9 protein-coding genes are annotated in these 14,037 nt (G+C 61.2%); 5 read left to right on the forward strand and 4 right to left on the reverse strand.

What is annotated here, in order from left to right:
• Window positions 1–230: 230 nt before the first annotated feature.
• The gene (locus tag GIW79_RS14255; protein WP_034126420.1) at window positions 231–1,901 is read right to left on the reverse strand and encodes a response regulator; all 1,671 of its coding nucleotides are present in this window, start codon (window positions 1,899–1,901) and stop codon (window positions 231–233) included.
• A 298-nt stretch (window positions 1,902–2,199) separates the two neighbouring features.
• On the opposite strand from GIW79_RS14255, the gene GIW79_RS14260 reads away from it, so the two are divergent.
• The 4 genes from GIW79_RS14260 to speA all read left to right on the forward strand — a co-directional run bounded on the left by GIW79_RS14260 (window position 2,200) and on the right by speA (window position 6,540).
• A complete protein-coding gene (locus GIW79_RS14260) occupies window positions 2,200–3,267 on the forward strand; it encodes a DUF2333 family protein (RefSeq protein WP_236453616.1) in 1,068 nt (355 codons plus the stop codon).
• Window positions 3,268–3,269: 2 nt separating this feature from the next.
• Complete coding sequence (locus GIW79_RS14265) at window positions 3,270–3,806, forward strand: NUDIX hydrolase (RefSeq protein ID WP_054918781.1); 537 nt, start codon at window positions 3,270–3,272, stop codon at window positions 3,804–3,806.
• Window positions 3,807–4,112: 306 nt separating this feature from the next.
• Window positions 4,113–4,484 (forward strand): translation initiation factor Sui1, encoded by a 372-nt coding sequence (locus tag GIW79_RS14270; protein ID WP_003188201.1) that lies wholly within the window; start codon window positions 4,113–4,115, stop codon window positions 4,482–4,484.
• Between the two features lie 142 nt (window positions 4,485–4,626).
• Window positions 4,627–6,540 carry an arginine decarboxylase gene (gene speA / locus GIW79_RS14275; RefSeq protein WP_034126423.1) on the forward strand — a complete coding sequence of 638 codons (1,914 nt, stop codon included), beginning with the start codon at window positions 4,627–4,629 and terminating at the stop codon, window positions 6,538–6,540.
• An 80-nt stretch (window positions 6,541–6,620) separates the two neighbouring features.
• On the opposite strand, the gene GIW79_RS14280 is transcribed toward speA, so the two are convergent.
• Both GIW79_RS14280 and GIW79_RS14285 read right to left on the reverse strand, forming a co-directional pair.
• Entirely contained in the window at window positions 6,621–6,947 is a 327-nt protein-coding gene (locus tag GIW79_RS14280; RefSeq protein ID WP_054896399.1) for a hypothetical protein, read from the reverse strand.
• A gap of 100 nt (window positions 6,948–7,047) precedes the next feature.
• Complete coding sequence (locus GIW79_RS14285) at window positions 7,048–8,394, reverse strand: MATE family efflux transporter (RefSeq protein WP_034126425.1); 1,347 nt, start codon at window positions 8,392–8,394, stop codon at window positions 7,048–7,050.
• 299 nt (window positions 8,395–8,693) lie between these two features.
• Here GIW79_RS14285 and GIW79_RS14290 point away from each other — a divergent pair, with 299 nt between their 5' ends.
• Window positions 8,694–13,589: an alpha-2-macroglobulin family protein gene (locus tag GIW79_RS14290; RefSeq protein ID WP_236453613.1), complete on the forward strand. Its 4,896-nt coding sequence runs from the start codon at window positions 8,694–8,696 to the stop codon at window positions 13,587–13,589.
• A 123-nt stretch (window positions 13,590–13,712) separates the two neighbouring features.
• Here GIW79_RS14290 and GIW79_RS14295 read toward each other — a convergent pair whose 3' ends face one another.
• The gene (locus tag GIW79_RS14295) at window positions 13,713–14,006 is read right to left on the reverse strand and encodes a hypothetical protein (RefSeq protein ID WP_003188208.1); all 294 of its coding nucleotides are present in this window, start codon (window positions 14,004–14,006) and stop codon (window positions 13,713–13,715) included.
• Window positions 14,007–14,037: the final 31 nt, after the last annotated feature.

Here is a 14,037-nt window from a genome sequence, read left to right on the forward strand (position 1 = left end):
GTCCTCGATGTTACGGGCAGCCTGGTTTTGAAAGACCTGGGACAACCCGAGGTAGCGCTCCATCAACAAGTACGGACGCTCCAGCGCCCGTTGCGACCACCACAGTGTCGCCCCGAGGGCCAGGCACACAGCCACCAGCAGAAGGGTATTGAGATTGGTCAGCAGCTTCAGGCGCATGCGGGGTTTCAACCGACGGCAAGAGATAAGCGCCTGAATTTATTGCGTTTGTATTACAGCGTTATGACCGAATCGGTGGATTCTGGTGAAAAGATGGCACTTTGCTTTGATGTGCGAGCGGCTTGCACGCGATTACGTCCGGCGTCCTTGGCGCGGTACAGCGCTTCGTCAGCCTGGGCGGCCATCATCAAGCTGTCGGAACCGTCGCACAGCTCCACCAGGCCGGCGCTGAAGGTGCACCACAAATCCTGCGGTTGGGCGGGGTAGTGGATTTCTGCAAAGCGCCGACGAATGTCGTCCAGCACCTTGCAGGCCGATTCCAGGTCGGTGTCGGGCATCACGATGGCGAACTCTTCACCGCCGTAGCGGCCGATGTAATCGGTCTTGCGCAAACGCTGCTTGAGAAACAGTGCCAGGCTCTTGATCACCCGGTCGCCCATGGGGTGGCCGTGGCTGTCATTGACGCGCTTGAAGTGGTCGATATCGAGCATGGCAAAGCTCAACGGCTTGTTCTCGCGGCGTGCGCGGAAGCTGCAATCTTCGAGCAGTTGCAGGATATGCGTGTGGTTGTACAGCCCGGTCAGGCTGTCGCGCACCATCCGTGCCTTCAAGTTGCGCGCACGTGACGCACGGTTGCGCACAGTGGTGATCAGGTGACGCGGCTTGATCGGTTTGGTGAGGAAATCGTCACCGCCCTCGCTCATCGCATCCAGCTGTTTATCCAGGTCGTCCTCGGCCGACAGGTAAATGATCGGCACACTGACGTAGCGGTCGTTGTGGCGAATCACCTTGGCCAGTTCGGTGCCGGTACAGGCAGGCATGTACATGTCGAGGATGATCAGGTCGGGCTGGAAATCCGCCAGCTCGGCCATGGCCTGGATCGGTTCGGTCAATGTGCGGGTGACAATGCCGGCACTGTTGAGCAGGCGTTCGGTGTGCAGCGCCTGGGCCCGCGAGTCGTCGATGATCAGCACTTTGTACGGTTCGTACTGGGCCGCGCAGGTTAGCACTTCGATCTTTTCCAGCAGGCTTGAGGCCTCCAGGGTGCCGGTCAGGAACTCTTCGCCGCCGGCGCGTACGGCGGCCAGGCGTGTCGGGGTGTCGGTTTCGTGCAGGCTGAAAAACAACAGCGGCAGCTTTTGCTCCAGGCCCTCCTGGGCCTCTGCCGCGAGCTTCAGGCCCAGGCCGGTGCCGCAGAAGTCCACGTCCATCACGATCGCCGACGGCAAACGCTCGGCCATGGACGCGCGAAAGGCGGCGACGCTGTCCAGGGCGTGGGCGCCCATGCCGAAGAACTCCAACTGCTTGGCCAGGCGTTCGGCGCGGTCATGGTCGGCCAGCATCACATAGATCGGCTTGCGCATCGGCGGCAGGAAGGTTTGCTCAAGCTGATCGCCCTGGCGCAGGCCGGTGCGGGACAGGCGTTGCATCAAGCGGTTGAGCTCGGTGATCAGTTGGCTGCTCAGACGGCCACGGTTCTCGTCCACAGCCTGCAAGGATTGACTGATATGCCGTGCCAGTTGTGTGTGTTCGGGCTGTTCGAAGCGTTCGGCGAAGCGTTGCAGGCGCAGGTTGGCTTCGCTGAGTTCGGAAAAGTCGGCGTTCGACCACTCGCTGCGTTGCAGGCGCTGCCAGATCTCAAGAATTTGACGTGCCTGATGAATTACCCGCTGGGCAAAGTGCTGCTTGAGACGCTCGCGGCTGGGGTCTTCTGACTCGGTCATATCCTGACTACTGTGAGGGTGCATGCTGAGGTCGACTGATGGCTCTATGCTAGCACCTCTTTTCTGATAGATGAGTGTCATACGTCAATTAAGTCTGCGTGCCTGCCATTCAGTTATTGACCAATGGGTCGCGCAGCGTAAATCGCGTGCATCCTTTATAGTCCAAGCGCGCTGGTGCGCCAGTTTCGTGTAAAAGCCCCGCACCGATGGGCACGATGGGGTAGGGTTGTGGTCGGAATGTCTGAACGCACCCGGACAATTGACGTGCATGAACTCAAGTGATTGAAAGGATATCGCCATGCTGGACTGGAAAAACCGCGAAGGCAGTGCCGAAGGCCCCGCCCCTGAGCCCAAGTCGGCCAACCGCAGCTATTTTCGCAACCTGCTGATGAGCCGGGCGTTGCTCAGCATCATCGGCTTGTACCTGCTGGTCACCGGTGGCCTGGGTTGGTACTGGAGCCAAGAGCCGGCGCTGTTTCCGGTGCAGCAAAATGCCCAGCTTGCCGCCGAGAAGGAAGGCAAGCAGATGGTGGTGGGTTACACCACCGTCGAAACCCTCAAGACCGTGGTCGGCACCTTGCTGAACAAGCCAGGCGGCTACATCTCCAACGATCGTTTCCCGCCGGGCTTGTGGATGGACAACATGCCGAGCTGGGAATACGGCGTGCTGGTGCAGGTGCGTGACCTTACCCGCGCCCTGCGTAAAGACTTCGCCCGCTCCCAGTCGCAGTCGGCTGAAGACGCTGACTTGGCCAAGGCCGAGCCGCGCTTCAACTTCGATAACAAGAGTTGGGTGCTGCCATCCAGTGAGTCGGAATACCAGGAAGGCATCAATTCTCTGAGCCGCTACGAAGCGCGCCTGTCTGACCCGAACCAGCGCGGCGCGCTGTTTTATGCGCGTGCCGACAACCTCAACAACTGGCTGGGCGATGTGGCCACACGTTTGGGCTCGCTGTCCCAGCGTCTGTCCGCCAGCGTGGGCCGGGTCAAGTTGAACACTGCGCTGAAAACCGAGGCGCTGGCGCCGGGTGAAGTGCCGCAGGTCGATGAAGAAGTGGTGGAAACCCCATGGATGCAGATCGACAACGTGTTCTACGAAGCGCGCGGCCAGGCATGGGCCCTGTCCCATCTGCTGCGTGCCATCGAAGTCGATTTTGCCGACGTACTGGCCAAGAAAAACGCCACGGTCAGCGTGCGCCAGATCATTCGTGAGCTGGAGGCCTCGCAAGAACCGGTATGGAGTCCTATGATTCTTAACGGCAGTGGCTTCGGCGTACTGGCGAACCATTCGCTGGTGATGGCCAACTATATTTCCCGGGCAAACGCTGCAGTGATCGACTTGCGTCAGCTCCTCAACCAGGGTTGATGATGGACGCTACTCAAAAGGAGGCCGCACACCGAGCGGCCTCCGACGCTGAACTGATCTGCTGGGTCGACGAGCAGGACCACCTGCTCGGTCACCTGGTCAGGTCCGACCTGCGCCAGCGCGGCTTGATCGGCCGTTGCACATTTATCTTCCTGTTCAATTCCAAAGGCGAGCTGTGTGTGCACCGGCGCACGCTGAGCAAGGCGCTGTATCCAGGGTATTGGGATACGGCGGCGGGTGGGATGGTGGCGGCGGGAGAAAGCTATGCCCTGTCGGCACAGCGGGAATTGGCGGAAGAGCTGGGCGTGAGTGGCGTGGAGTTGGTCGAGCACGATCATTTTTACTTTGAAGATGGCGACAGCCGCCTGTGGTGTACGTCCTACTCTGCTGTATGGGACGGCCCGCTGTGTTTGCAGCCTGAAGAGGTCATGGAAGCGCGTTTTCTATCCATTGAAACGGTGCTTGCAGAGGCCGAGCAAAAGTCTTATTGCCCGGACGCCCAAGAGGGCTTGCGGCGGTATCTCGCCTCACGTCGCTAAAGTTGTATAAATTGGCGCCATTTGGCTCTTAGCAACTTGGCTTTTTGCCGTTACACTGCGCGCCTTTTCACCCGAACCGCTATTGTTTCACCCTGTAGGAGCGAGCTTGCTCGCGAAAAACGCCAAGACACCGCGTGCTGGCTGAATGCCCGCGTTATCGTTGACGATCTTCGCGAGCAAGCTCGCTCCTACAATGGTGGTGGCCTTGACGGTTCGGTAGCGCTGCCCCTGCCTGAGTGGGGCTTCGCGGTCGGTCACCGCCTTGTGCGGCGCCGATCAGTCTTCATCCTCCCAAGAGGATTGCCGGTGGCCAAAAAAGCCGCATCCTTCGCCGCCCTTGGTGGCCTGGTATTTTCCACCGACGCAGGTCGACACTGCCCGGACTGTCGTCAGCCCGTGGATTCGTGCACCTGCAAACAGACCCTGATCCCCGAAGGCGACGGTATTGCCCGCGTGCGTCGCGAGAGCAAAGGCCGTGGCGGCAAGACGGTGACCACTATCACCGGCGTGCCCCTGGCTGAAGAAGCCCTGAAGGAATTGGCCACCTCGCTGAAAAAGCGCTGTGGCACCGGTGGCGCGTTGAAAGACGGGGTTATCGAGATTCAGGGCGATCACGTCGAGTTGCTGTTGGCCGAGCTGATCAAGCTCGGGTACAAGGCCAAGAAGTCCGGCGGCTGAAAGCCTCTTCCCAACCTGTGGCTAAACTCTGTCCTGCCAGTGGGGTCTACTTCCCTTGCAGGCAAATCGTCATTTTCATTCTTTAGACTGCGCCAGCCTCCGCGAGAGGTGGCGCCTTCGCCTTCATTAATAGGGGACTTCGATGTCCGTACGACGCACACGCAAAGACGATGGCAGCCAATGGACAGTTGCGGACAGCCGCAGTGTTTACGGGATTCGCCATTGGGGGGCCGGGTATTTCGCGATCAATGAAGCCGGTCGCGTAGAAGTCCGTCCGAACGGCCCGAACAGCACGCCCGTCGACCTGTACGAGCAAGTCGATGAGTTGCGCAAAAGCGGCCTGTCGTTGCCGCTGCTGGTGCGCTTCCCCGATATCCTGCAAGACCGCGTGCGCCAATTGACCGGTGCCTTCGATGCCAACATCGAGCGCCTGGAATACCAGAGCAAGTACACCGCGCTGTACCCGATCAAGGTGAACCAGCAGGAAGCGGTGATCGAGAACATCATTGCCACCCAGAACGTTTCCATCGGCCTGGAAGCCGGCTCCAAGCCTGAGCTGCTGGCCGTGCTGGCCCTGGCGCCGAAGGGCGGCACCATCGTCTGCAACGGTTACAAAGACCGTGAGTTCATCCGCCTGGCGCTGATGGGCCAGAAGCTCGGCCACAACGTGTTCATCGTGATCGAGAAAGAGTCCGAGGTGGGGCTGGTGATCGAAGAGGCGGCGAGCCTCAAGGTCAAGCCGCAGGTGGGCCTGCGTGTGCGCCTGTCGTCCCTGGCATCGAGCAAGTGGGCGGACACCGGTGGCGAGAAATCCAAATTCGGTCTGTCGGCAGCCCAGTTGCTGTCAGTGGTCGAGCGCTTCCGCGCAGCCGGCCTGGACCAGGGCATCCGCCTGCTGCACTTCCATATGGGCTCGCAGATTGCCAACCTGGCCGACTACCAGCACGGGTTCAAGGAAGCCATTCGTTACTACGGCGAACTGCGCAACCTCGGCCTGCCGGTGGACCACATCGACGTCGGCGGTGGCCTGGGCGTGGACTACGACGGCACGCACTCGCGCAACGCCAGTTCGATCAACTACGACATGGACGACTACGCCGGCGTGGTAGTGGGCATGCTCAAGGAATTCTGCGACGCGCAGAGCCTGCCGCACCCGAACATCTTCTCCGAAAGCGGCCGCTCCCTGACCGCTCACCACGCCATGCTGGTGGTGCAGGTGACGGACGTCGAGAAGCACAACGACGAAATCCCGACCATCGAAAACAAGGAAAGCCTGCCGGAAACCGTGCAATGGCTGGTGGACCTGCTGGGCCCGACCGACATCGAGATGGTCACCGAAACCTACTGGCGCGCCACCCACTACATGAGCGACGTGGCCACCCAGTACGCCGACGGCAAGCTGACCCTGGCCGAAAAAGCCCTGGCCGAACAGTGCTACTTCGCGGTGTGCCGTCGCCTGCACAACTCGTTGAAAGCCCGCCAGCGCTCGCACCGCCAGGTGTTGGACGAACTCAACGACAAGCTGGCCGACAAATACATCTGCAACTTCTCGGTATTCCAGAGCTTGCCGGATACGTGGGCCATCGGCCAGGTCTTGCCGATCCTGCCGCTGCACCGCCTCGACGAAGAGCCGCTGCGCCGCGCCGTGCTGCAAGACCTGACCTGCGACTCCGACGGCAAGATCAAGCAATACGTCGACGAGCAGAGCATCGAAACCAGCCTGCCGGTTCACGGCTTGAACGAAGGCGAGGACTACCTGCTGGGTATCTTCCTGGTCGGCGCCTATCAGGAAATCCTGGGCGACATGCACAACCTGTTCGGTGACACCGACTCGGTGAACATCTACCAGCGTGAAGACGGTTCGGTGTACAGCGCCGGGATCGAGACTCACGACACCATCGAAGACATGCTGCGCTATGTGCACTTGTCGCCGGAAGAGTTGATGACGCACTACCGCGACAAGTGCGCGAGCGCGAAGATCTCGGCGTCCGAGCGTACCCAGTTCCTGGATGCGTTGCGTCTTGGGTTGACTCGTTCTTCTTACTTGTCTTCTTGAGTCGTGCGGCCTCACCGGAACTGAGCGAGTGTTCGTTTAGTTCCTGTGAGGCCGGCCGCATTGGCACGACGTTGATCAAGTCACCTTACGAGCAAGCATTGCGTCACTGGGCATTTGCTCTCTGAGTGAACGTTGAGGGCTATCTGCGTTATTGTGCCCTGACTGTTGAGGCGCGACAGGAGCACCTCTTTTCCATCGATTGTCAGGTCCTTTGATTCGCCTTTGGTGATTCTGTGCTGTTCAGTCCCATGTATCACCACGAGTGTGTACTCACCGGCCATTTGGTTCTCCACCCGCAGTGTCCCGGCCGGCTGCGCTGTTGAGTTCGATGGCGCCGTGCAGCCTGCGGTAGTCAGCGTGGCGATTACCCAAAGGGTGACGATGCCTGTTTGTCGTTTGATATTCATAGCGATTTTCCTTGGCGTAAGCAGGGGAGGTTGCCCACCGCTATTCAACGCTTGAAAAATCGGCTTGTAACCTGTCAGAAGTAACAGGTAGGGGCTCGTGTCAGCGGGTATCGCTCAGCCAGCGATTCTGCGTGCTCAGCCACCAGGCAATCGCCCCCAGGATCAAGCTGCGTACCGCCATGAATAGCAAAAAAGTTATCCACAGTCCGTGGTTGCCCAAGCCCTGCAAGGCCCAGGCAATCGGCAGTACCAGCATCACCGTCAGCAACATCCCATCGCGCATTTCCCGCGCCCGCGTTGCACCGATAAACAGCCCATCGAGCAAATAACTCCACACCGCAATCAACGGCAATACCGCGAGGTAGGGCAGGTAGATATCGGCGGTTTCGCGCACGCTGGGGATATCGGTTTGCATGGCGATGAACAGATGGCCGCCGAAGGTGAACAGCAGGGCGAAACCCACGCTGGCGATCAGCGACCAACCACAGGCAACCACCAATGACCGCCGTAACGCTTGCCGGTCACGTGCGCCGATGGCGTGGCCGCACAGAGCCTCGACCGCGTGAGCCAGGCCATCCAGGGCATGTGCCGTCAGTAACAGCCCATTGAGCAGCAAGGCATTGGCTGCAACTGTGGCATCTCCCAGCCTTGCGCCTTGCACCGTGATCATGAAAAACACCGACTGCAACGCCAGGCTGCGGATAAAAATGTCGCGGTTGACCGCCAGCAACGGGCGCCAGCTTTGCCACAGTTTCAAGGCGGCCCAAGCGATATGCCCAGGATAGGCGCGCAGGGCTTTTTGCGTAAGCGCCAGGCCGAGCAGGGCGCCGGTCCACTCTGCGATCACCGAGGCTCGGGCGGAGCCGACCACGCCCCAGTCCAGCCCGAGGACGAACCATAGGTTAAGCGCGATGTTGACCAGGTTGGTGGTCAGCAAAATCGCCAATGGCGCTCGTGCATTCTGGGTGCCGAGGAACCAGCCGACCAGTGCATAACTGGCGAGAGCGGCGGGCAGGCCGAACAGGCGGGTGTGGAAAAACTCGCGGGTCAGTTGGTTCAGTTCGGGCGAGGGCTGCATCCATTCCAGGGCCAGATGGCTCAGGGGAATGCCCACGGTACCCAGCAGCATCGCCAGCCCCAGCGCCAACAGCAAGCCTTGCAACAGGATTTGCCGCAACGCTGCACCATCGTTACGCCCGGCGGCCTGGGCGGCGAACCCGGTGGAGCCCATGCGCAGGAAACCCATGGCCCAGGCGAGGAAGGTATACAGGCTGGCGCCGACAGCCACGGCACCCAGTTGGTGGGCGTGGGGCAGGTGACCGATGACCATGCTGTCCACCAGAGCCACCAAGGGCACCGAGATATTCGACAGGATCATCGGCGCGGCCAGGGCCCAGACGCGGCGATGGGTGGGGCGGTGGCGCCAGTCGGTCAGCAGGGCGGTCATGAAGGCTCCTTGGTAGAGCGGCATTGTAACCGTCAACCCGCCACACAGCAGAACCAATGTGGGAGCTGGCTTGCCTGCGATAGCAGTGGGTCAGCCAGTGAAGATATCGGCTGAAAGACCGCTATCGCAGGCAAGCCAGCTCCCACCGTTTGATCTCCAGTGGCTGTGGGATTTGGCTTGGCTTCATGCCCACCTAGAACCAACCGCCCCTCCGTCGGTCAATGTGACCGGCGCCGCAGCAGCTTGGTCGGCGCTGATATATAGTTCACCCCTCGGTTCCCTCTGACTATGAGTGCCCCATGCTTAACAAAGGACTGTTCCTGGCCTGCGCGCTGGCCCTGCTGAGCGCTTGCGATTCTTCCGATAAACCCGCTGCACCGCCTGCGCCCACCGTGGCGGCAGCGCCGAAGCCGGTGAAAGCGGCGGTGGACGTGGCAGCGTTGAAGCAACGCTATGCCGGGCGTGAGCTGAGCGTGGTGGATGTGTCCGAGGTGCAGTTGGATGGGGCCAGCACGCTGTCGGTGAGTTTTTCCATTCCGCTGGACCCCGATCAGAAATTCGCCGACAAGCTGCACCTGGTAGACAGCAAGTCCGGCAAGGTCGATGGCGCCTGGGAACTGTCCGATAACCTGATGGAATTGCGCCTGCGCCACCTTGAACCGCAGCGCAAACTGGTGCTGACCGTGGACGCAGGGGTGAAGGCGGTCAACGGCAACACCCTCGCCGCCGAATACAGCGCCCGCCTGGAAACCCGCGACCTGCAAGCCACCGTCGGCTTCGCCAGCCGTGGCACCCTGTTGCCGACGCGCCTGGCCGAAGGCCTGCCAGTGATCGCGTTGAACGTCGACAAGATCGACGTGGAATTCTTCCGGATCAAACCCGAATCCCTGCCGTCATTCCTGGCGCAGTGGGGGCGTAATACCAGCCTGCAAAGCTATGAGTCCCGTGAACTGCTGCCAATGGCCGAACTGGTGTACGGCGGGCGTTTCGACCTGAACCCGGCGCGCAATACCCGCGAAACCCTGTTGCTACCGATTGCCGGCCTCAAGCAGTTGCAGCAGCCGGGCGTGTACCTCGCGGTGATGCGCGCTTCGGGCACCTACAACTATTCGCAACCGGCCACCCTGTTCACCTTGAGTGATATCGGCCTGTCGGTGCACCGCTACGCCAATCGCCTGGATGTGTTTACCCAGGCCCTGGAAGGCGGCAAGGCACTCAACGGCGTCGAACTGGAAATCCTCGATGCCGAAGGCCGCGTGCTCGGCCAGGGCAAGACCGAAGACGGTGGCCACGCCGAGTTGCCGCTGCCGAAAAAAGCCCAGGTGTTACTGGCCAAGCAGGGCGAGCAAACCAGCCTGCTGCGCCTGGACAGCGCCGCGCTGGATTTGGCGGAGTTCGATATCGGCGGGCAACCGTCCCACCCGTTGCAGTTCTTTGTGTTCGGCCCGCGTGATTTGTATCGCCCCGGCGAAACCGTGCTGCTCAACGCGCTGTTGCGTGACAAGGATGGCAAGGCGGTGAAGCCTCAGCCGGTGAGCGTCGAAGTGCGGCGCCCGGATGAACAGGTGAGTCGCAAGTTCGTGTGGGAGGCCGACGCGTCGGGCCTGTATCAATACCCGTTGCAGCTGGCTGGCGAGGCGCCGACCGGGCGCTGGCAGTTGGTGTTCGACCTCGGTGACGGCAAGCCGCAACTCTATGAATTTCTCGTCGAAGACTTCCTGCCCGAACGCCTGGCGCTGGAACTCAAGGGCAGTGACACGGCGTTGAGCCCGGCGGATAACCCGGTCATCCAGGTCAACGGTCGTTACCTCTACGGCGCGCCCGCCTCCGGTAACCGCGTCAGTGGCCAGGTGTACGTGCGGCCACTGCGCGAGGCGGTCAAATCCCTGCCGGGCTACCAGTTCGGTTCCGTCACTGAAGAAGAGCTGAGCCAGGATTTCGAACTGGACGAAAGCGTACTCGACGCCAATGGCGAGCAAGCGCTGACCCTGGAAAGCAAGTGGGCCGAGGCCAAGTCGCCGTTGCAACTGATTGTGCAAGCCAGCCTGCAGGAGTCCGGCGGTCGGCCGATCACCCGGCGCCTGGTGCAGCCGATCTGGCCGGCCGAGCAATTGCCGGGCCTGCGTGGCCTGTTTGACGGCAAGGAAACCAACGGCGATGGCCCGGTGGAATTCGAAGTGCTGGTGGCCAACCAGGACGGTCAGAAACTGGCCGCGCAAGACCTCAAGGTGCGCCTGGTGCGTGAGCGCCGCGACTACTACTGGAACTACTCGGAGAATGACGGCTGGAGCTACCACTTCAACGAGAAATTCCTCAACCTCGATGAGCAGAGCCTGAACATCAAGGCGGGCGACACCGCCAAGGTCAGCTTCCAGGTGGAGTGGGGCCCTTACCGCGTGGAGGTCGAAGACCCGCAGACCGGGCTGGTCAGCAGCCTGCGTTTCTGGGCCGGTTACCAGGCCCAGGACAACACCGAAGGCGGCGCCGTGCGCCCCGACCAGGTCAAGCTAGCGTTGGACAAACCCGCCTATGGCGATGGCGACACCGCCAACGTCACCGTCACGCCACCGGCTGCCGGTAAAGGCTACCTGTTGGTGGAGTCTGCCGAAGGCCCGCTGTGGTGGCAGGAAATCGACGTGCCGGCCGAAGGCAAAAGCTTTGCGGTGAAGCTCGACCCGAAATGGTCGCGCCACGATCTGTATGTGAGCGCCCTGGTGATTCGTCCCGGCGAGCGCAAAGCCAATATCACGCCTAAACGCGCCGTGGGCTTGCTGCACCTGCCGCTGGATCGCACCCAGCGCAAACTCGGCCTGACCCTCACTGCACCTGAAAAAATGCGCCCCAAACAACCGCTGACGGTGAAGATCGCCGCCAGGAACGCCGATGGCAGCGTGCCCCAACAGGTGCACGTACTGCTGGCGGCGGTGGACGTGGGCATCCTCAATATCACCGAATTCCCAACGCCCGATCCGTACGCCAGCCTGTTTGGCCGCAAAGCCTATGGCGTCGACCAATTCGACATCTACGGCCAGTTGATTGAAGCCGGCCAAGGGCGCCTGGCCAGCCTGGCATTTGGTGGCGACGCGGCGTTGGCCAAAGGCGGCAAACGCCCGGACACCAGCGTAACCATCGTCGCCCTGCAAAGCGCCCCGGTGACTCTGAACGACAAAGGCGAGGGCGAAGTCAGCGTCAATATCCCCGACTTCAACGGCGAACTACGCCTGATGGCCCAAGCCTGGAGCGATGATCGCTACGGTATGGCCGAAGGCAAGACGGTGATCGCCGCCCCGCTGATTGCCGAGTTGTCGGCGCCGCGCTTCCTGGCAGGAGGCGACCAGACCACCCTGGCCCTGGACCTCTCAAACCTGTCGGGCAAGGCGCAGAAACTCGATGTGCAATTAACGACGCAAGGGCCGTTGGAACTGGTCAACAGCGACGCGCAATCGGTTGAACTCAAGCAAGGCCAGCGCACCACCCTGCGCATTCCGGTAAAAGCCTGGGGCGGTTTCGGTCAGGGCAAGGTCAAGGTTACGGTCAATGGCCTGGACCTGCCGGGGGAAAACCTGCCGCCGTTCAGCCGTGAGTGGACCCTGGGCGTACGCCCGGCGTACCCGGCCTTGCTCAAGCATTACCGCGCCGTGATCAAGGATCAGCCGTGGAGCTTGCCGGCGGGTGCGCTGGATCAGTTCGATGCCTCGGGGCGTGAGGCGCTGTTGAGCCTGTCGAGCCGGCCGCCGTTGAACCTGGGCGCGCAGATCAGTGCGCTCAAGGCGTACCCCTATGGTTGCCTAGAGCAAACCGCCAGTGGCTTGTACCCGTCGCTGTATGCCGACGATGCGCTGCTCAAGCGCCTGAGCATCAAGGGCGAGCCGGATGCCGAGCGCAAGCGCAAGATCGAGTTGGGCATCGAGCGCCTGCTGGGCATGCAGCGCTACAACGGCAGCTTTGGCCTATGGGGCGCTGACGGCGAGGAAGAGTATTGGCTGACTGCGTATGTCACCGACTTCCTGCTGCGCGCCCGCGACCAGGGTTTTGCAGTACCGCCTGAAGCCTTGAAGAAGGCCAGCGAGCGCCTGTTGCGGTATGTGCAGGAGCGTAATCTGATCGAGGTGGATTACAGCGACAACGCCGAACACACCCGGTTTGCCGTGCAGGCGTATGCTGGCATGGTGCTGGCGCGCAGTCAGCAGGCGCCGTTGGGTGCGTTGCGCAGTCTGTTCGAACGGCGCAGCGACGCACGCTCCGGCTTGCCGCTGGTGCAGTTGGCCATTGCCCTGCAGAAAATGGGTGACCAGCCGCGTGCGGATCAGGCGTTGTTGGCCGGGTTGGCGGCGCAGCGCAGTGCCAAGGAGTGGCTGGCCGACTACGGCAGCCCGTTGCGCGATCAGGCGATGATTCTGGCGTTGCTGGAGGAAAATGACTTGGCCAAGGGCACGCGTGAAGAGCGCCTGTTTACCTTGTCGGACCAGTTGGCGGCCAGCCCCTATCTGTCGACCCAGGAGCGCAACTCGCTGTTCCTGGCCGGGCGGCTGGGTTTCGCCCAGCCAGAATCGGCGTGGAAGGTGCTCTTGGATGGCAGCGACGGGGAGCATGAGCTGAACAACCAACAGTCGACGCTCAACCTGGAAGGCAAGCTGCTTTCCGGCAATTTGAGCCTGACCAATCAAAGCGGTGTGCCGGTCTACCAGCAACTGACAATCTCGGGTTACCCACAAGTGCCGCCTGCCCCGGGTGGCGAGAACCTGAGTATTCGCCGCGAATACCTGGGCATGAATGGCCAGCCGTTGAATCTGCGCAGCCTCAACAGCGGTGACCTGGTGCTGGTGCACCTGGCCGTCAGTGCCAAGCAACGGGTGCCGGATGCCCTGGTGGTGGACTTGCTGCCCGCCGGCCTGGAACTGGAAAACCAGAACCTGGCACAAAGCGCAGCGAGCCTGGAGAACGCCAGTAGCCAGGTCAAGGAGTGGCGCGAGTCGATGCAGAATGCCTCGCTCAAGCACCAGGAGTTCAGGGATGATCGCTATGTGGCGGCGATGAATCTGGATGGCTATGGCACCACGCACTTGTTGTACCTGGCGCGTGCGGTGACACCGGGAACCTACCGCGTGCCGCCGCCGCAGGTAGAGTCGATGTATCGGCCGAACTGGCAGGCGGTGGGCGAGACGCCGGTGGATATGGTGATCAAGGGCCGCTGAAAGACACTGTAGGAGCGAGCTTGCTCGCGAAAAACGTCAACGATAACGCGTGCTTCCTGAATCAACGCGGCGTCTGTGAGTTTTTCGCGAGCAAGCTCGCTCCTACAGGAGAGGATCGAAATATCAGTGTACGACCCAGCTCAGCAACCAAAGCCCCAGCATCAGCCAGATGATTCCCACGATAATCGAGGCCCGCATAAAGGCGCGTACCGCCGAGTACAGGAAGAGCAACCCGACGATCAGAGTGATGATGCTGATGATCGAGGTGTCCATGCCCAAGGTGCGTGACAGGCCGTCGATAAAGTTGCCGCCGGCGTGGGTCAAGGCCCCGAACAAACCGCTGAGCCCGTCGACGATAAAACGGATGACGGAACCGAGCGCCTGGCCCAACCATTCGAAAAAGCTTTCTACCTGCATGTGCGTGTCCTGATGAGAAGGTGGGCGTAAC

This window comes from Pseudomonas sp. PA-7-1E (assembly GCF_021605325.1).
In the GTDB taxonomy this organism is placed as follows: domain Bacteria; phylum Pseudomonadota; class Gammaproteobacteria; order Pseudomonadales; family Pseudomonadaceae; genus Aquipseudomonas; species Aquipseudomonas fluorescens_BV.